We start from the raw sequence: 17,851 nt of genomic DNA, 5'->3' as shown, positions 1-17,851 counted from the left end.
CGGAGCTTCCCCATGTCTGCACTGTTCGAACCGACCGCCCTGGTCGTTCCGTTTGAAAACCTGAGAATGAGCGATGTCGAGGCGGTCGGCGGCAAGAACGCCAGCCTCGGCGAGATGATCTCCCAGCTGCCCCAGGGCGTGCGCGTGCCCACCGGCTTCGCCACCACCGCCCACGCGTTCCGCCAGTTCCTCGCCCACGGCGGCCTGGCCGACCGGATCCGGACGCGCCTCACCACCCTGGACACCGAGGACGTGCGTGCGCTGTCGGTGGCCGGCGCCGAGATCCGCGGCTGGATCGAGGCCCAGCCCTTTCCGGCCGACCTGGAGCAGCGCATCCGTGCCGCCTTCAAGGCGCTGGAAGCCGGCAACGCCAAGGCCAGCTTCGCCGTGCGCTCGTCCGCCACGGCCGAAGACCTGCCCGATGCGTCGTTCGCCGGCCAGCAGGAGACCTTCCTGAACGTGGTGGGCATCGAGGACGTGCTGCACAAGATGCGCGAGGTGTTCGCGTCCCTGTACAACGACCGCGCCATCAGCTACCGCGTCCACAAGGGCTTTGCCCATGCCGACGTGGCGCTGTCGGCCGGGGTGCAGCGCATGGTGCGCAGCGACCTGGGCGCGGCCGGCGTGATGTTCACCATCGACACCGAATCGGGCTTCGACCAGGTGGTGTTCATCACCTCCAGCTATGGCCTGGGCGAGACGGTGGTGCAGGGCGCGGTGAACCCGGACGAGTTCTACGTCCACAAGCCGATGCTCCAGGCCGGCAAGCGCGCCGTGATCCGGCGCAACCTGGGCTCCAAGCTGATCCAGATGGTATTCACCAGCGCCGACGAGAAGAAGAACGGCGGCGGCAAGCTGGTCAAGACCGTGGACGTGCCGCTGGAGCAGCGCAACCGCTACAGCCTGACCGATGCCGAAGTGGAGCAGCTGGCGAAATACGCGCTGGTGATCGAGGAGCATTACCAGCGGCCGATGGACATCGAGTGGGGCAAGGACGGCTCCGACGGCCAGATCTACATCCTGCAGGCCCGGCCCGAAACCGTGAAGAGCCAGCAGAAGGGCAAGGCCGAACTGCGCTACAAGTTGAAGGGCAAGGGCAGCGTGCTGGTCGAGGGCAGGGCGATCGGCCAGAAGATCGGCACCGGCCCGGTGCGTCTGGTGCACAGCCTGGCCGAAATGGACAAGGTGCAGGCCGGCGACATCCTGGTCACCGACATGACCGACCCGAACTGGGAGCCGGTGATGAAGCGCGCCAGCGCCATCGTCACCAACCGCGGCGGGCGCACCTGCCACGCCGCCATCATCGCGCGCGAACTGGGCATCCCGGCGGTGGTCGGCTGCGGCGACGCCACCGAGAAGCTCAAGGACGGCACGCTGGTCACCGTCAGCTGCGCCGAGGGCGACACCGGCTTCATCTACGACGGCCTGCTGGAGACCGAGGTCAGCGAGGTGGTGCGCGGCGACATGCCGCCGATCAAGACCAAGATCACGATGAACATCGGCAACCCGCAGCTGGCCTTCGACTTCTGCCAGTTGCCCAACCACGGGGTCGGGCTGGCGCGGCTGGAGTTCATCATCAACAACAACATCGGCGTCCATCCCAAGGCGGTGCTGGACTACCCGAACGTCGACGCCGACCTGAAGAAGGCGGTGGAGTCGGTGGCGCGCGGCCATGCCTCGCCCAAGGCCTTCTACGTCGACAAGGTGGCCGAGGGCGTGGCCACCATCGCGGCGGCGTTCTGGCCCAAGCCGGTGATCGTGCGGCTGTCGGACTTCAAGTCCAACGAATACCGCAAGCTGATCGGCGGCTCGCGCTACGAGCCGGAAGAAGAGAACCCGATGCTGGGCTTTCGCGGCGCGTCGCGCTACATCAGCGAGGACTTCCGCGAGGCCTTCGCGATGGAGTGCGAGGCGATCCGGCGCGTGCGCGACGAAATGGGCCTGGTCAACGTGCAGGTGATGGTGCCCTTCGTGCGCACCCTCGGCCAGGCCGACCGCGTGACGCAGCTGCTGGCGCAGCAGGGCCTGAAGCGCGGCGAGAAGGACCTCAAGGTCATCATGATGTGCGAGGTGCCGAGCAACGCCATTCTGGCCGACGAGTTCCTGGAGTACTTCGACGGCTTCTCGATCGGCTCCAACGACCTGACCCAGCTGACGCTGGGGCTGGACCGCGACTCCGGGCTGGAGCTGCTGGCGGCCGACTTCGACGAGCGCGATCCGGCCGTCAAGGCCATGCTGTCGCGCGCCATCAAGGCCTGCACCAGCAAGGGCAAGTACGTCGGCATCTGCGGCCAGGGCCCGAGCGACCATCCGGACTTCGCGCAGTGGCTGGTGGACGAGGGGATCGAATCGATCTCGCTGAACCCGGACAGCGTGATCGCCACCTGGAAGCAGCTGGCCGGCGGCTGATGTCTTGATCCCGGCTCGGGCCGGGAGGACGTCCTCTAGTCAGGAAAGCCCTAGCTGAGCCGTCCGCGGCCGGTGCGATGATGCGCGCCATGGTCGACCCCAAGGCACTGGAGAAACACGACCCGCGCGTGCTCGCGCTCAAGGCCGGCCTGCTGGCCGTCTGGGTGGCGATCAGCTTCGGGTGCTGCTATTTCGCCCGCGAGCTGTCGTTCATGGTGGTCGGCTGGCCCTTCAGCTACTGGATGGCGGCCCAGGGCGCGGTGCTGGGCTTCATCGCCATCGTCGTGGTCTATGCAACGGTGATGCGCCGGCTGGCGCCGGAGGATTCGCTGGAGCCGCCGGATGCGTGACGCGCCGCAGTACGCGGCCTACAAGCGGCGGCTCTATCGCATCCTGGGCGGCTACGTGGTCGGCCTGCTGCTGTTCCTGCTGCTGCTGGCGTGGGCCGAGCGCCGGGGCATGTCGCGCTTCTGGCTCGGCCCGATCTTCATGTTCTCCACCGTCATGGTGTATGCCGGCATCGGCATCTACGGGCGCACCACCGATCCGGAGGAGTACTACGTCGCCGGCCGCCGCATCCCGCCCGTGTTCAACGGCATGGCCGCCGCCGCCGACTGGATGAGCGCGGCCTCGTTCATCAGCCTGGCCGGCGGCCTGTACCTGCAGGGCTTCGGAGGCACCGCGGCCCAGCCCGGCGGCCTGGCCTACGTGCTGGGCTGGACCGGCGGCTTCTGCCTGGTGGCGCTGCTGATCGCGCCGCACCTGCGCAAGCTCAATCTCTACACCGTGCCCGACTACTTCAGCGTGCGCTTCGGCGGCCGCTGGCCGCGGATGATCGCGGCGTTCTCCGCGGTGGTCTGTTCCTTTACCTACGTGGTGGCGCAGATCTACGGCATCGGGCTGATCGCTTCGCGCCTGACCGGGGTGCAGTTCGAGATCGGCATCCTGCTGGGGCTGGGCGGCGTGCTGCTGTGCTCCTTCCTGGGCGGCATGAAGGCGATCACCTGGACCCAGGTGGCGCAGTACGTCATCCTGCTGCTGGCCTTCCTGATTCCGGTGTCCTGGCTGGCCTACAAGCAGCTGGGCAACCCGCTGGCGCCGATCGTGTACGGCACGCAGCTGCAGAAGATCGCGCAGCTGGAACGCAAGCTGGCCGACGACCCGGCGGAGCGCGAAGTGGCTGCGATCTACCTCCAGCGCGCCCGCGACTATGAAGCCCGGCTGCGCGACATCGAGGGCTCGCTGCAGCGCGAACGGTCTGCCGCGCAGGCCCGGGTCCGGACCCTGAAGGCGCAGGGCGCCGATTCGGCGCTGGTGGTGCAGGCCAGCCGGGCGCTGGCGGCGCTGCCGCGCGACGCGGCCGGCGCGCGCGAGGCCTGGACCCGCGCCATGCAGGAGAGCTTCGAGCGCGCCGGCCCGCTGGGCGGCGTCCCGCCGCACAGCCAGGCCTTTGCCGGCGACCCGCAGGGCACGCCGGCCGAGCGCGAGCTGTTCGACACTTCACGGCGCAATTTCTTGGCGCTGATGTTCTGCCTGATGGTCGGCACCGCCGGCCTGCCGCACCTGCTGACCCGCTACTACACCACGCCCACGGTCGCCGAAGCGCGCTCGTCGGTGGCCTGGTCGCTGCTGTTCATCGCGCTGGTGTACCTGAGCGCGCCGGCGCTGGCGGTGCTGGTCAAGTACGAGGTGATGCACAACCTGGTGGGCAGCAGCTTCGATGCGCTGCCCGGATGGATCGCGCAGTGGGCCAAGGTCGACCCCTCGCTGATCCAGGTGGCCGACGTCAACGGCGACCGCATCCTGCAGTGGGGCGAGATTCACCTGGGCGCCGACATGATCATGCTGGCGACACCGGAGCTCGGCGGGCTGCCCTACGTGGTGTCCGCCCTGGTCGCGGCCGGCGGCCTGGCGGCGGCGCTGTCCACCGCCGACGGCCTGCTGCTGACGATCAGCAACGCGCTGGTGCGCGACGTCTACTGCCACGAGATCAACCATCGCGTGACGCCCGAGCAGCGGGTGATCCTGTCCAAGTTCGCGCTGATGGCAGTAGCGCTGGTGGCGGCGCTGGTGGCGTCGTTCAAGCCGGCGGACATCCTGCCGCTGGTGTCGGCCTCGTTCTCGCTGGCCGCCTCGGCGCTGGTGCCGGTGATGGTGCTGGGCATCTTCTGGCCCCGCACCACGCCGGCCGGCGCCGTGGCCGGGATGCTCGGCGGGCTGGGCGTCACGGTGTATTACATGGTGGCCAACGCGTCCGCGTTCCGGACCTGGGCCGGGCTGCCGGCCGGCGGCGACCTGTGGTTCGCGATCCAGCCGATCTCGGCCGGCGTGTTCGGCGTGCCGGCCGGATTCGCGCTGGCGGTGGCCGTGAGCCTGCTCGGGCGCCGGCACTAGGGTTAGCCCTAGATTGCCTGTCAGCGTGTTGTCAGAAGCAGTTCCAACACTGCCCCCACCGACAACCACAGGAGACGGGCATGGCGACGACCACAGGCGACATGATGGCAGGAGGAGCGGCCAAGGGCATGACCAGGGAGGAGCGCAAGGTGATCTTCGCGTCCTCGCTGGGGACGGTGTTCGAGTGGTACGACTTCTACCTGTACGGCTCGCTGGCGGCGATCATCGCGCGCCAGTTCTTCTCCGGCCTGGACCCGACATCGGCCTACATCTTCGCGCTGCTGGCGTTCGCCGCCGGCTTCCTGGTGCGGCCGTTCGGCGCGATCTTCTTCGGCCGCCTCGGCGACATGATCGGGCGCAAGTACACCTTCCTGGTGACCATCCTGATCATGGGCGCATCGACCTTCATCGTCGGCCTGCTTCCCAGCTACGCGTCGATCGGCATGGCGGCGCCGGTGATCCTGATCGGCCTGCGCCTGCTGCAGGGCCTGGCCCTGGGCGGCGAATACGGCGGTGCGGCCACCTATGTCGCAGAGCACGCGCCGCACGGCAAGCGGGGCGCCTACACCTCCTGGATCCAGACCACCGCGACGCTGGGCCTGTTCCTGTCGCTGCTGGTGATCCTGGGCGTGCGCAACTCGCTGGCCGAGAAGGACTTCCTGGACTGGGGCTGGCGCATTCCGTTCCTGGTCTCGATCCTGCTGCTGGCGGTCTCGGTCTGGATCCGGCTGAGCCTGAGCGAATCGCCCGCCTTCCAGAAGATGAAGTCCGAGGGCAAGACTTCCAAGTCGCCGCTGAAGGAATCCTTCGGTGAGTGGAAGAACCTCAAGATCGTGATCCTGGCGCTGCTGGGGCTGACAGCCGGCCAGGCCGTCGTCTGGTACACCGGCCAGTTCTATGCGCTGTTCTTCATCACGACGATCGCCAAGGTGGACAACACCACCGCCAACCTGTTCATCGCCGCCTCGCTGCTGATCGGCACGCCCTTCTTCATCCTGTTCGGGGCGCTGTCGGACAAGATCGGCCGCAAGCCGATCATCATGGCCGGCTGCCTGATCGCGGCGCTGACGTACTTCACGGTGTTTCCGCTGCTGCTGGAGTACGCCAACCCGGCGCTGAAGGAAGCCCAGCTCAAGAGCCATGTCACCGTGACGGCCGACCCGAACGAATGCTCGTTCCAGGGCAGCCCGATCGCGCGCGACATCGATTTCCGCACCTCCTGCGACATCGCCAAGCGCACGCTGACCCAGGCCTACATCCCGTACGAGAACAAGGTCGGCGCCCCCGGCACCCCGGCCACCATCACGCTGGGCGACAAGGTGCTGACGGCCCCGGCTGCGACGCTGAACGAGCAGCGCCACGGCTTCTCGGCCGACAGCGCCAAGGCGATCGGCGACTTCCGCAAGGGCCTGACCGACGCCGCCAAGTCCGCCGGCCTGACGGCCGCGGCCGATCCGGCCAAGATGAACAAGCCGATGGTGCTGCTGCTGCTGGTGTTCCTGGTGGTGCTGGTGACCATGGTGTACGGCCCGATCGCGGCGATGCTGGTGGAGCTGTTCCCGACGCGGATCCGCTACACGTCGATGAGCCTGCCGTACCACATCGGCAACGGCTGGTTCGGCGGGCTGCTGCCGACCACGGCGTTTGCCATGACCGCGGCCACCGGCGACATCTATTACGGCCTGTGGTATCCGGTGGTCGTGGCCGCCGTGACCTTCGTGATCGGGATGTTGTTCATCCGCGAAACCAAGGACGTGGACATCTACGCCCGCGACTGATTGCGTTGCGGCAAAGCCACCAAAGCCCGCCCCCGGCGGGCTTTTTTTGTAGTCCTTTCTGGTTATTGGAAAGACCCTCTTACCGAGCCCAACCATCCGCCCCAGACTCGTGCGCACGACCCAACGTTGTAGGAGTGACCGTGATCCTGGTGAAGACTGAGACCGGCTTGCGGGTGATGAAGGACCGATCGGTGGCGCTGAGTCCCAGGCAGCGGTCGGCCTTCATCCTGTTCGACGGCAAGCGCACGCTGGACGACGTGCTGGACGCGACGGCCGCCATCGGCATCGACCGGGCCGACATCGAGCAGCTGGTGGCCATCGGCCTGCTGTCCGACCCCGAGGTTCGCGCTGGGCTGCCGAGCCCGCAGTCCTATCCGGACACCATGCCGGCGGCGCTGGTGGACCTGCCGGAGCACAGCTCGCGGCCGCCGCAGCAGCGCTATGCCGACGCCTATCCGATCGCCATCCAGCTGACCGCCGCCATGGGGCTCAAGGGCTTTCGCCTGAACCTGGCAGTGGAGGGCGCCTGCAGCTACGAGCAACTGGCGGCGCTGGCTCCCCGGATCCGCGAGGCGGTGGGGCCGGACAAGTTCCTGCCGCTGGCGCTGGCGCTGCACGACGCCTGAGGGGGTTTGGGGCAGGGTTCTCCCGGGCGGGCTATAATCGCTGGCTTTGCCCTTGCCGCACCGCTAGTAGACGCAGCGGGCGGCTGCCATCCAAGCCCCGGGTTCCGGGGCCATCCACAAGGAGAATCCATGCGTCACTACGAAATCATCCTGCTGATCCATCCGGACCAGAGCGAGCAGGTTCCGGCCATGCTGGAACGCTACAAGACCATGATCACCGCCGGCGGCGGCAAGATCCATCGGGTCGAGGACTGGGGACGGCGCCAGCTGGCCTACCAGATCAACAAGCTGGCCAAGGCCCACTACCTGTGCGTCAACATCGAGGCCGAACAGCCCGTGATGGCCGAACTGGAGCACGCCTTCCGCTTCAACGACGCCGTCCTGCGCCACCTGACGGTGGTCAAGAAGAAGGCCGACACCGGCCCGTCGTCCATGATGAAGACGGTCGAGCGCGAAGAAGCGCGCAAGGCCCAGCAGGCGGAGTACCAGTCCTAAGCGGCTGAACGCCGGGAGTGAACCAGGTCGTCCTGACCGCCTGTATCGCCGAGGCCAGCGCCTTGCGGTACACGCCAGCCGGACTGCCCGCCCTGGATTTCAGGCTCGAACACGAGTCGGAGATCGAGGAGGCGGGGCAGAAGAGGCAGGTCAAGGTGGCGGTCAAGGCAGTGGCCTTCGGTTCCCTCGCGGAAACGCTGGTGCGGCAGCCGATCGGCAGCCCCTGGCGCTTCAGCGGTTTCCTGGCGACGCCCCGCAACGGCAAGCACCCCGTGCTCCACGTTCAAAGTTTTTCGTAATTCATTTTTCGAGAGGTCCCAAATGGCCACGTTCAAGAAATTCAACAAGGACAAGCGTCCGAAGCGCAACACCCAGTCGCTGCTGTTCAAGCGCAAGCGCTTCTGCCGCTTCACCGTCGCCGGCGTCGAGGAAATCGACTACAAGGACGTCGACACCCTGCGCGACTTCATTGCCGAAAACGGCAAGATCATCCCGGCCCGCCTGACCGGCACCCGCGCGATCTACCAGCGCCAGCTCAACACCGCCATCAAGCGTGCCCGCTTCCTGGCCCTGGTCCCGTACAGCGACCAGCACCGCATCTAAGGAGCGAACAACATGCAAGTCATTCTCCTGGACAAGGTCATCAACGTTGGCGGCCTCGGCGAGATCGTCAAGGTCAAGGACGGCTACGCCCGCAACTTCCTGATCCCGCAAAAGCTGGCCCGCCGCGCGACCGAAGCCAACAAGGCCGAATTCGAAGCCAAGCGCGCCGAACTGGAAAAGGCCGCTGCCGCCAAGCTGGCCGACATGCAAAAGCAGGGCGAGAAGCTCGCCGGCACCACCGTCAAGCTGAGCCAGAAGGCCGGCGTCGACGGCCGCCTGTTCGGCTCGGTCACCAACTCCGACATCGCCGAGGAACTGACCAAGCAGGGCTACCCGGTGGTCAAGTCGCAGGTGCGCATGCCCAACGGCCCGATCAAGACCGTCGGCGAAAGCTCGGTCAGCGTGCAGCTGCACACCGACGTGGTGGTCGACATCAACGTTTCGGTGCTGGGCGAGACGGCTTAAGCTGCTTTCCCGGCCGGCCGTTTCCGAACAGCCGGTCGATCAAGAAGGAGGTCCGCCGCGGCCTCGCACTCCGGAAGCCGCCTGCGGGCGGCTTTTTCTTTGGGTCGGCACACAAGGTGGTGGTCGGTCGGCGCGGAGCCGGCCCGCCTCCTTGATCGACCGGTCTTCGGACCTGGCCATCAACAGCCTTAGGTCCTGCACCCACTGCATTTACAGCAGTTATCCACACCCTTGTCCCGTGACTGCCCGCCCCCCGCGGCGTAGCATCGTGGTTGACCCGAGGAGCCCATGTCCGCCGTATTCACGTCCATCGACGACGACTTTTCCACCCCGCGCGACCGCCAGATCGCCCAGCTGCGCATCCCGCCGCATTCCATCGAAGCCGAATCCAGCGTGCTGGGCGGCCTGCTGCTGGACAACAATGCCTGGGACCGGGTCGGCGACCTGCTGGTCGACAGTGACTTCTACCGCTACGAGCACCGGCTGATCTACGCCTCCATCGGCGGGCTGGTCAACGCCAGCCGGCCGGCCGACGTCATCACCGTCTACGAGCAGCTGCAGGGCCTGGGCAAGGCGGAGGAGATCGGCGGGCTGGCCTACCTCAATTCGCTGGCGCAGTACGTGCCCAGCGCCAGCAACATCCGCCGCTACGCGGAGATCGTGCGCGAGCGCTCGATCCTGCGCAAGCTGGTCAGCGCCAGCGACGAGATCGCCACCGCCGCCTTCAACACCAACGGCAAGGCGGTCGACAAGATCCTGGACGAGGCGGAGCAGAAGATCTTCAACATCGGCGAGGAAGGCTCGCGGATGAAGCAGGGCTTCCAGGGCATGGACTCGCTGGTGGTGCAGTTGCTGGACCGGGTCCAGGAGATGGCCGACAACCCGAACGACATCACGGGCGTGCCCACCGGCTTCTACGACCTGGACCGCATGACCTCGGGCTTCCAGCCGGGCGACATGATCGTGCTGGCGGCGCGGCCCTCGATGGGCAAGACCGCGCTGGCCATCAACATCGCCGAACACGTGGCGCTCAACGAAGGCCTGCCGGTGGCGGTGTTCTCGATGGAAATGGGCGCCTCGCAACTGGCCGTTCGCATCGTCGGCTCGATCGGCCGCATCGACCAGGGCCACCTGCGCACCGGCAAGCTGACCGACGACGAATGGCCGCGGCTGACCGAGGCGATCGAGAAGCTGCGCACCGTCTCGCTGCACATCGACGAGACGCCGGGCCTGACGACTAGCGAGCTGCGTGCCAATGCGCGGCGGCTGGCGCGCCAGTGCGGCAAGCTCGGCCTGATCGTGGTGGACTACCTGCAGCTGATGAGCGTCTCCAGCAGCATGAACGACGAGAACCGCGCCACGGCAGTCGGCGAGATCTCGCGCGGCCTGAAGATGCTGGCCAAGGAGCTGCAGTGCCCGGTGATCGCGCTGTCGCAGCTGTCGCGCGGCGTGGAGTCGCGCACCGACAAGCGCCCGATGATGAGCGACCTGCGCGAGTCCGGCGCGATCGAGCAGGACGCCGACGTGATCATGTTCATCTACCGCGACGACTACTACAACAAGGACTCCAAGGAGCCCGGCGTCGCCGAGATCATCATCAGCAAGCAGCGAAACGGCCCCACCGGCACCGTCAAGCTGGCGTTCCTCAAGCCGATCACCAAGTTCGAGAGCCTGGCGGGCGGTGGCGGCGGCTCGGATTTCTAGCGGCCTGACCGGCTCGGGTTCTTCCAAGACGGTCGATCCAACGGGAGGCGCCGGGTTTGCGGCCTGGCGATTCTGCGTCCGCGAATCGTCGTCATGGCGGACCCGATCCGGCATCCAGACCATCGAATGCAAATGCCGTCGATCAAGAAGGCAAGCGCTGACCCCCGTTGATGGACGGTATTGGTTTTCAGGTGTCTGGGTCCCGGGTCAAGCCCGGGACGCCACCCGCTACAGCACTTCGCTGGCGAAGTCGGCCAGCCGCGAGCGCTCGCCCCTGGCCAGGGTGATGTGGCCGCTGTGCGGCCAGCCCTTGAACTTGTCGACCGCGAAGGTCAGGCCGGACGAACCTTCGGTGAGGTAAGGCGTGTCGATCTGCGCCAGGTTGCCCATGCAGACGATCTTGGTGCCGGGGCCGGCCCGCGTCACCAGCGTCTTCATCTGCTTGGGCGTCAGGTTCTGCGCCTCGTCGATGATCACGTACTTGTTCAGGAAGGTGCGGCCGCGCATGAAGTTCATGCTCTTGATCTTGATCCGGCTGCGGATCAGCTCGTTGGTCGCGGCGCGGCCCCATTCGCCGGCGCTGGTCTCGGTCTTGGCCAGCACCTCGAGGTTGTCGTCCAGCGCGCCCATCCACGGGCCCATCTTTTCCTCCTCGGTGCCGGGCAGGAAGCCGATGTCCTCGCCCACGCTCACCGTGGCGCGGGTCATGATGATCTCGGTGTAGCGGCGGTCGTCCAGCACCTGCGTGAGGCCCGCGGCCAGCGCCATCAGCGTCTTGCCGGTGCCTGCCGTGCCGGTGAGCGTGACGAAGTCCACTTCCGGGTCCAGCAGCAGGTTCATCGCGAAGTTCTGCTCGCGGTTGCGGGTGGTCACGCCCCACACCGCGTTCTTCAGGTGGCCGTAGTCCTTCAGGGTCTTGAGCACCGCGGTCTTGGCCCGGATCTCCGTCACCCGCGCATACAGGCTGGGCTCGCCGGGCGACTCGAAATAGACGAACTGGTTGATCAGCAGGCTGGGCACCACCGGGCCGGTGATGCGGTAATAGGTGTGGTGGCCGGCCTGCCAGCTCTCGATGGTCTTGCCGTGCTTGGCCCAGAAGTCCGGCGGCAGCGCCATCGCGCCCGAGTACAGCAGGTCCAGGTCGTCGATGGTCTTGTCGTTCTGGTAGTCGTCGGTGGCCAGGCCCAGCGCGCGGGCCTTGACCCGCATGTTGATGTCCTTGGACACCAGCACCACCTCGCGCGGCGCGAACTGCTGGCCCAGCGAATGGACGACGGCCAGGATCTGGTTGTCGGCCTTGCCCTGCGGCAGGTTCAGCGGCAGCTGGTTGTCCAGCGGCGTGGTCTGGAAGAACAGGCAGCCGCCGGCTTCCGGGTGGCCGGTGGAGTTGAGCTTGAGCCCGCCCGTGATGTCCGCTCCCTGGGCGCCGGCCAGCGCGTCCAGCGAGCGGCTGGCCTGGCGGGCGTTGCGCGCCACCTCGGTCATGCCCTTCTTGTGGCCGTCCAGTTCCTCCAGCACGATCATCGGCAGGAAGATGTCGTGTTCCTCGAAGCGGAACAGGCTCATCGGGTCGTGCATCAGCACGTTGGTGTCCAGCACGAACAGCTTGCTCGGGCCGGTGGAGCGGACCTTCCTGGGCCTGGCGGCAGGCTGTGCGGGCGGCGGGGCGACGGCGCGCTTCTTCAGCGCGACCGGCTCGGCGATGTCTTCCAGCACCTCGATGTCGTCGAAGGAGTCGGCCTGCTCCGCTTCGGAGGCCTCCAGCGCCACGCCGCCGGAGCGCGGCTCGAAGTCCAGGCCGGCCTGCGGCTTCTCAGCGGCCGCGCGGGCCGGCGGCTGCGCCTCCGTTTTTCGAGCGGCCTTGTGCGTGGTTCGGGCCGGAGCATCGTAGGCTTCCGGCGAGAGCAGGGCGGCGCGCTTGGAGGGGGCGGGGGGCAGTGGCATGGGGCGGGGGGCCTTCGGATAGGGAAGTCGACAAACAAAAAAGCCGCCAGGAAGGCCGGGCGGCTTGATCGGGTTCAGCGGTGATGACGCTCGGCGTCGCGGTCAACTGCATGAATTCATTATGCACATCTGCCGTGACCCTACAAACCGGCCGTGTGAGCTGTTGCTACAAAACGTCACGGCCCGCGGGCGCGATCAGGCGGCCTTTTTCTGCGCCTTCACGGCCTTGAGCACTTCGTCCACATGGCCCGGCACCTTCAGGCCGCGCCATTCCTGCTTGAGCACGCCGTCGGCGCCGATCAGGAAGGTGCTGCGCTCGATGCCCTTGACCTTCTTGCCGTACATGATCTTGTTCTTGACCACGCCGAACATGTGGCACATCTTTTCCTCGGTGTCCGCAATCAGCTCGAACGGCAGTTCCAGCTTGGTCTTGAATTCGTCGTGCGACTTCATGTTGTCGCGCGAGACGCCGAACACCTGGGCGCCGGCCTTGACGAAATCCTTGTACTTGTCGCGGAACTGCATGGCCTCGGTGGTGCAGCCCGGGGTGTTGTCCTTCGGGTAGAAGTACAGCACCAGCACTGCGCCGTTGTGCGAGGTATTGGTGACCCTGATTCCGCCGGTGGCGTTCGCTTCGAATTCGGGGATGGGTTTGTTGACAACGATCGCCATGGGTTTTGTACTCGGTGTGACAGTGTTTCGTTGCTGATCGGGGCCGGAGGCCAGCCCGCTGCAACCCCTGATTTTACCCGAAAAGAGCTACCCGCCCCGTGCCCGGTCCAAAGAGCCCACGGCATGCATGCCGGCGCGCGCGTCGCGCCAGCCTTGGGTTTCAGGCCGCAGGCTCGAGCAACAGCGCTGCCGCAACGCTGCGGCCCTCCTGCGCCAGGATGTTGTACGTGCGGCAGGCCGCAGCGGTATCCATGGTCTCGATGCCGATCCGCCGGGCCAGCAGCGGCTGCAGCCACGCGGCCTTCGGAAAGCGGATGCGCGAGCCGCTGCCGAAGATCACCACCTCGGCGTCGAGCTGCGCCAGCTGCGCGAAGTGCTCGGGGCCGAGGTCCTCGAAGCGGCTGGACGGCCATTCGATCCGGTCGCCCTTGCTGCTGACGATGACGCTGTGGGTGATCTTCTCGCCGTTGACGCCGACCCAGCCGGGGCCGTAGCCGCTGATCGATTGCACGTCGGATTTGTCGGGTTGCAGCTTCATGTTGCGCGGTGCCGGCTCCAATGTTGCACTGCGGGGAACGCGCAGCGAAGTATGGTCAAATTATAGGTTTCCCGAGTCGAAAACCACCCCGGAGGGGCTTTGAAAACCGTCCAGAAATCGGCCAAGCTGGCCAACGTGCTCTATGACATCCGCGGCCCCATCATGGATGCGGCGCGCCAGATGGAGGAAGAGGGCCACAAGATCATCCGCCTGAACATCGGCAACCTCGCCGTGTTCGGCTTCGACGCGCCCGAAGAGATCCAGCAGGACATGATCCACAACCTGGGCAACGCCTCGGGCTATTCGGACAGCAAGGGGATCTTCGCGGCGCGCAAGGCGGTGATGCACGAAACCCAGAAGCAGGGCATCGCCGGCGTCACGATGGACGACATCTACCTGGGCAACGGCGCCAGCGAACTGATCGCGATGTCCACCAACGCCCTGCTCAACGACGGCGACGAGCTGCTGCTGCCGGCGCCGGACTATCCGCTGTGGACCGCGGCCACCAGCCTGTCGGGCGGCACGCCGGTGCACTACCTGTGCGACGAAGCCAACGGCTGGATGCCCGACCTGGACGACATCCGCCGCAAGATCACGCCGCGCACCAAGGGCATCGTCGTCATCAACCCGAACAACCCGACCGGCGCGCTGTATTCGGACGAACTGCTCAAGGCCATCGTCGCCATCGCGCGCGAGCACGGCCTGGTGATCCTGGCCGACGAGGTCTATGACAAGGTGCTGTACGACGGCGTCAAGCACACCGCGATCGCCAGCCTGTCGGAGGACGTCCTCACGCTCACCTTCAATTCGCTGTCCAAGAGCTACCGCTCATGCGGCTACCGCGCCGGCTGGGTGGTGGTCTCCGGCGACAAGAAGCCGGCCGCCGACTACATCGAGGGCCTGACCATGCTCTCGAACATGCGGCTGTGCGCCAACGTGCCGGGCCAGTACGCGATCCAGACCGCGCTGGGCGGCTACCAGAGCATCCACGAGCTGGTGGGCGAGGGCGGGCGCCTGCGCCGCCAGCGCGACCTGGCCTACGAGCTGATCACCGCCATTCCCGGCGTCAGCTGCGTCAAGCCGCAGGCGGCCCTTTATATGTTCCCCCGGCTCGACCCGAAGATCTACCCGATCCAGGACGACCGCCAGTTCTTCCTCGAACTGCTGCAGGAGACGCGGGTGATGCTGGTGCAGGGCACCGGCTTCAACTGGGCCTCGCCCGACCATTTCCGCATCGTGTTCCTGCCGCACGAGGACGACCTGCGCGAGGCGATCGCACGGATCGCCAGATTCCTGGCCAGCTACAGAAAACGCACTTCCCTATGAAAGCAATCCAGGTCGGCCTGCTGGGCATCGGCACCGTCGGCAGCGGCGTCTACAACGTCCTCAAGCGCAACCAGCACGAGATCCTGCGCCGCGCCGGTCGCGGCATCGAGATCACCATGGTCGCGGACCTGGACACCGCGCGTGCCCAGTCCCTGGTCGGGCCGGGGGTCCGGGTGGTCGACGATGCCCGCGCCATCATCGCCAATCCGGACATCGACATCGTGGTGGAGCTGATCGGCGGCTACGGCATCGCCCGCCAGCTGGTGATGGAGGCGATCGAGGCCGGCAAGCACGTGGTCACCGCCAACAAGGCGCTGCTCGCAGTGCACGGCACGGAGATCTTCGCCGCGGCGCACCGCAAGGGCGTGATGGTGGCCTTCGAGGCGGCGGTGGCCGGCGGCATTCCCATCATCAAGGCGCTGCGCGAGGGCCTGACGGCCAACAGCATCGAATGGATCGCCGGCATCATCAACGGCACCACCAACTTCATCCTGTCGGAGATGCGCGACAAGGGACTGGACTTCGACGTCGCCCTGAAGGACGCGCAGCGGCTGGGCTATGCGGAAGCGGACCCGACCTTCGACATCGAGGGCGTGGACGCGGCGCACAAGGCCACCATCATGTCGGCCATCGCCTTCGGCATCCCGGTCCAGTTCGACAAGGCCTACGTGGAAGGCATCACCAGGCTGGCGGCGCAGGACATCAAGTACGCCGAGCAGCTGGGTTACCGCATCAAGCTGCTGGGCATCACCAAGCGGACGGCCAAGGGCATCGAGCTGCGCGTCCATCCCGCCCTGGTGCCGAGCAAGCGGCTGATCGCCAACGTGGAGGGCGCGATGAACGCGGTGATGGTGCAGGGCGACGCCGTCGGCACCACGCTCTATTACGGCAAGGGCGCGGGCAGCGAGCCCACGGCCAGCGCGGTGATCGCCGACCTGGTGGACGTGACGCGGCTGCACACCGTGGACGCAGCGCACCGCGTCCCGCACCTGGCGTTCCAGCCCGATGCAATGAGCGACGCGCCGGTGCTGCCGATGACCGAGGTGGTGACCAGCTACTACCTGCGCCTGCGGGTGGCCGACGAAGCCGGCGTGCTGGCCAAGGTGACGGGGCTGCTGGCGGCGGCCGGCATCAGCGTGGACGCCATGCTGCAGCGCGAGGCCGGCGAGGGCGAGAAGCAGACCGACCTGATCATCCTGACCCACAGCGTGCGCGAAGGCACCATGAACGACGTGATCGCCCAGATGCAGGGCCTGGCCACGGTGCTGGCCCCGATCACCCGCATCCGCAAGGAAGAACTGGCCTGAATGACTATGAGCCCCCACGTTCACTGCGTTCCCTGCCCCCCGAGGTGGCGCTCATCGGCCGTCGGGCGGCCGTGCGGCCAATGATCTACGTCTCCACCCGCGGCCATGCGGACCGCAAGCATTTCTGCGAGATCCTGCTGGAAGGCCTGGCGCCCGACGGCGGGCTGTACCTGCCGGAGCACTATCCGCAAGTGGACGCCGCCACGCTGGAGAAGTGGCGCGAGTTGCCCTATGCCGACCTGGCCTTCGAGATCCTGTCGCTGTACATCGACGACATCCCGGCCGCCGACCTGAGGGCGGTCTGCCGCAAGGCCTACACCGAAGAGGTGTTCGGCACGAAGGAGATCGTTCCGCTGAAGATGCTCGAGAAATCCGTTCGCCCTGAGCCTGTCGAAGGGCACGCGGGGGCTTCGACAAGCTCAGCCCGAACGGTCGATGCGAACGCGCCGCTCTATCTCGAAGGCCTGTCCAACGGCCCGACCCTGGCCTTCAAGGACATGGCGATGCAGCTGCTGGGCAACCTGTTCGAGTACGAACTGGCGCGCCGCGGCGAGGAACTGAACATCCTGGGCGCCACCTCGGGCGATACCGGCAGCGCCGCCGAATACGCGATGCGCGGCAAGCGGGGCGTGCGCGTCTTCATGACCTCGCCCAACGGCCGCATGAGCCCGTTCCAGCAGGCCCAGATGTTCAGCCTGCAGGACGCCAACATCCACAACCTGGCGCTGGACGGCGTGTTCGACGACTGCCAGGACATCGTCAAGGCGGTGTCGAACGACCTGGCGTTCAAGCGCAAGTACCGCATCGGCACCGTCAACTCGATCAACTGGGCGCGGCTGGTGGCACAGGTCGTGTACTACTTCGCCGGCTATTTTCAGGCGACGGGGCCTTCGACCGGCTCGGGCCGGGCGGAAACCGTCAGCTTCACCGTCCCCTCGGGCAACTTCGGCAACATCTGCGCCGGCCACGTGGCGCGCATGATGGGGCTGCCGATCGAGCGGCTGGTGCTGGCCACCAACGAGAACGACGTGCTCGACGAGTTCTTCCGCACCGGCGTGTACCGGGTGCGGGCGGCCGCCGACACGCATGAAACCTCCAGTCCGTCGATGGACATTTCCAAGGCCAGCAACTTCGAGCGCTTCGTGTTCGACCTGCTGGGCCGCGACGGCGCGCGCGTCAAGTCGCTGTTCGGCGAACAGCTCGCCAGGGAGGGCAAGTTCGACCTGAGCCAGGACCCGGCCTTCCGGCAGGCGCGCGAGCGCTTCGGCTTCGTCAGCGGCAAGAGCACCCATGCGGACCGTCTGGCCACCATCCGCGACACGGCGCAGCGCTTCGGCGTGGTCATCGACACCCACACGGCCGACGGCCTGAAGGTGGCGCGCGAGCAGCGCCAGCCGGGCGTGCCGATGATCGTGCTGGAGACGGCGCTGCCGATCAAGTTCGCCGCCACCATCGTCGAGGCGCTGGGCCGCGAGCCGGAGCGGCCGGCGAAGTTCCTGGGGCTGGAGCAGCTGCCCCGCCGCGTCACCGTGCTGGCCCCGGATGTCGAGGCCGTGAAGGCCTTCATCGCCAGCCACTGCGGCTGAAGGC

General features: G+C 66.8%; 16 protein-coding genes. 13 read left to right on the top strand and 3 right to left on the bottom strand.

What is annotated here, in order from left to right; genetic code table 11:
* The first annotated feature begins 12 nt into the window (after positions 1 to 12).
* The 10 genes from ppsA to dnaB all read left to right on the top strand — a co-directional run bounded on the left by ppsA (position 13) and on the right by dnaB (position 10,474).
* Entirely contained in the window at positions 13 to 2,409 is a 2,397-nt protein-coding gene (gene ppsA, locus ACFPOE_RS07935; protein ID WP_376849541.1) for a phosphoenolpyruvate synthase, read from the top strand.
* Between the two features lie 89 nt (positions 2,410 to 2,498).
* Positions 2,499 to 2,759 carry a DUF4212 domain-containing protein gene (locus ACFPOE_RS07930; protein ID WP_376849539.1) on the top strand — a complete coding sequence of 87 codons (261 nt, stop codon included), beginning with the start codon at positions 2,499 to 2,501 and terminating at the stop codon, positions 2,757 to 2,759.
* Complete coding sequence (locus ACFPOE_RS07925; RefSeq protein WP_376849538.1) at positions 2,752 to 4,803, top strand: VC_2705 family sodium/solute symporter; 2,052 nt, start codon at positions 2,752 to 2,754, stop codon at positions 4,801 to 4,803. Before ACFPOE_RS07930 ends, ACFPOE_RS07925 begins: the two co-directional genes overlap by 8 nt.
* Positions 4,804 to 4,883: 80 nt before the next feature.
* A complete protein-coding gene (locus tag ACFPOE_RS07920; RefSeq protein ID WP_376849537.1) occupies positions 4,884 to 6,581 on the top strand; it encodes an MFS transporter in 1,698 nt (565 codons plus the stop codon).
* 149 nt (positions 6,582 to 6,730) lie between these two features.
* Complete coding sequence (locus tag ACFPOE_RS07915) at positions 6,731 to 7,207, top strand: hypothetical protein (RefSeq protein WP_376849535.1); 477 nt, start codon at positions 6,731 to 6,733, stop codon at positions 7,205 to 7,207.
* A 129-nt stretch (positions 7,208 to 7,336) separates the two neighbouring features.
* On the top strand, positions 7,337 to 7,702 hold the full coding sequence (gene rpsF, locus ACFPOE_RS07910) for a 30S ribosomal protein S6 (protein ID WP_376849533.1): 366 nt from the start codon (positions 7,337 to 7,339) through the stop codon (positions 7,700 to 7,702).
* Between the two features lie 17 nt (positions 7,703 to 7,719).
* Positions 7,720 to 8,001, top strand: coding sequence for a primosomal replication protein N (gene priB, locus ACFPOE_RS07905; RefSeq protein WP_376849531.1), 282 nt, complete (start codon positions 7,720 to 7,722; stop codon positions 7,999 to 8,001).
* Positions 8,002 to 8,023: 22 nt separating this feature from the next.
* Positions 8,024 to 8,305 (top strand): 30S ribosomal protein S18, encoded by a 282-nt coding sequence (gene rpsR, locus ACFPOE_RS07900; protein WP_048438842.1) that lies wholly within the window; start codon positions 8,024 to 8,026, stop codon positions 8,303 to 8,305.
* A gap of 12 nt (positions 8,306 to 8,317) precedes the next feature.
* Positions 8,318 to 8,770 carry a 50S ribosomal protein L9 gene (rplI, locus tag ACFPOE_RS07895; RefSeq protein WP_376849529.1) on the top strand — a complete coding sequence of 151 codons (453 nt, stop codon included), beginning with the start codon at positions 8,318 to 8,320 and terminating at the stop codon, positions 8,768 to 8,770.
* 288 nt (positions 8,771 to 9,058) lie between these two features.
* Positions 9,059 to 10,474 (top strand): replicative DNA helicase, encoded by a 1,416-nt coding sequence (dnaB, locus tag ACFPOE_RS07890; RefSeq protein WP_376849528.1) that lies wholly within the window; start codon positions 9,059 to 9,061, stop codon positions 10,472 to 10,474.
* 228 nt (positions 10,475 to 10,702) lie between these two features.
* Here dnaB and ACFPOE_RS07885 read toward each other — a convergent pair whose 3' ends face one another.
* The 3 genes from ACFPOE_RS07885 to ACFPOE_RS07875 all read right to left on the bottom strand — a co-directional run bounded on the left by ACFPOE_RS07885 (position 10,703) and on the right by ACFPOE_RS07875 (position 13,628).
* Positions 10,703 to 12,418 (bottom strand): PhoH family protein, encoded by a 1,716-nt coding sequence (locus tag ACFPOE_RS07885; RefSeq protein WP_376849527.1) that lies wholly within the window; start codon positions 12,416 to 12,418, stop codon positions 10,703 to 10,705.
* 195 nt (positions 12,419 to 12,613) lie between these two features.
* Positions 12,614 to 13,090 (bottom strand): peroxiredoxin, encoded by a 477-nt coding sequence (locus ACFPOE_RS07880; RefSeq protein ID WP_376849525.1) that lies wholly within the window; start codon positions 13,088 to 13,090, stop codon positions 12,614 to 12,616.
* A 160-nt stretch (positions 13,091 to 13,250) separates the two neighbouring features.
* Positions 13,251 to 13,628 carry an Mth938-like domain-containing protein gene (locus ACFPOE_RS07875; protein WP_376849523.1) on the bottom strand — a complete coding sequence of 126 codons (378 nt, stop codon included), beginning with the start codon at positions 13,626 to 13,628 and terminating at the stop codon, positions 13,251 to 13,253.
* Positions 13,629 to 13,727: 99 nt separating this feature from the next.
* Here ACFPOE_RS07875 and ACFPOE_RS07870 point away from each other — a divergent pair, with 99 nt between their 5' ends.
* The 3 genes from ACFPOE_RS07870 to thrC all read left to right on the top strand — a co-directional run bounded on the left by ACFPOE_RS07870 (position 13,728) and on the right by thrC (position 17,847).
* Positions 13,728 to 14,954 (top strand): pyridoxal phosphate-dependent aminotransferase, encoded by a 1,227-nt coding sequence (locus ACFPOE_RS07870; protein WP_376849521.1) that lies wholly within the window; start codon positions 13,728 to 13,730, stop codon positions 14,952 to 14,954.
* Positions 14,951 to 16,261 carry a homoserine dehydrogenase gene (locus ACFPOE_RS07865; RefSeq protein ID WP_376849520.1) on the top strand — a complete coding sequence of 437 codons (1,311 nt, stop codon included), beginning with the start codon at positions 14,951 to 14,953 and terminating at the stop codon, positions 16,259 to 16,261. The genes ACFPOE_RS07870 and ACFPOE_RS07865 overlap by 4 nt, the downstream gene beginning before the upstream one ends.
* 80 nt (positions 16,262 to 16,341) lie before the next feature.
* Complete coding sequence (gene thrC, locus ACFPOE_RS07860) at positions 16,342 to 17,847, top strand: threonine synthase (RefSeq protein ID WP_376849519.1); 1,506 nt, start codon at positions 16,342 to 16,344, stop codon at positions 17,845 to 17,847.
* Positions 17,848 to 17,851 lie beyond the last annotated feature (4 nt).

The sequence above is a fragment of the Caenimonas terrae genome, assembly GCF_042655405.1.
Taxonomy (GTDB): Bacteria; Pseudomonadota; Gammaproteobacteria; order Burkholderiales; family Burkholderiaceae_C; genus Ramlibacter; species Ramlibacter terrae_A.
This window is presented reverse-complemented; position numbering and strand designations above follow the sequence as displayed.

Coding starts and splice junctions, on each gene's coding strand:
- ACFPOE_RS07930 (WP_376849539.1), top strand. CDS start 2,499: ATGGTCGACCCCAAGGCACTGGAGAAACACGACCCGCGCGTGCTCGCG.
- rplI (WP_376849529.1), top strand. CDS start 8,318: ATGCAAGTCATTCTCCTGGACAAGGTCATCAACGTTGGCGGCCTCGGC.
- rpsF (WP_376849533.1), top strand. CDS start 7,337: ATGCGTCACTACGAAATCATCCTGCTGATCCATCCGGACCAGAGCGAG.
- ACFPOE_RS07925 (WP_376849538.1), top strand. CDS start 2,752: ATGCGTGACGCGCCGCAGTACGCGGCCTACAAGCGGCGGCTCTATCGC.
- ppsA (WP_376849541.1), top strand. CDS start 13: ATGTCTGCACTGTTCGAACCGACCGCCCTGGTCGTTCCGTTTGAAAAC.
- ACFPOE_RS07875 (WP_376849523.1), bottom strand. CDS start 13,628: ATGAAGCTGCAACCCGACAAATCCGACGTGCAATCGATCAGCGGCTAC.
- ACFPOE_RS07880 (WP_376849525.1), bottom strand. CDS start 13,090: ATGGCGATCGTTGTCAACAAACCCATCCCCGAATTCGAAGCGAACGCC.
- ACFPOE_RS07920 (WP_376849537.1), top strand. CDS start 4,884: ATGGCGACGACCACAGGCGACATGATGGCAGGAGGAGCGGCCAAGGGC.
- dnaB (WP_376849528.1), top strand. CDS start 9,059: ATGTCCGCCGTATTCACGTCCATCGACGACGACTTTTCCACCCCGCGC.
- ACFPOE_RS07865 (WP_376849520.1), top strand. CDS start 14,951: ATGAAAGCAATCCAGGTCGGCCTGCTGGGCATCGGCACCGTCGGCAGC.
- ACFPOE_RS07885 (WP_376849527.1), bottom strand. CDS start 12,418: ATGCCACTGCCCCCCGCCCCCTCCAAGCGCGCCGCCCTGCTCTCGCCG.
- thrC (WP_376849519.1), top strand. CDS start 16,342: ATGATCTACGTCTCCACCCGCGGCCATGCGGACCGCAAGCATTTCTGC.
- rpsR (WP_048438842.1), top strand. CDS start 8,024: ATGGCCACGTTCAAGAAATTCAACAAGGACAAGCGTCCGAAGCGCAAC.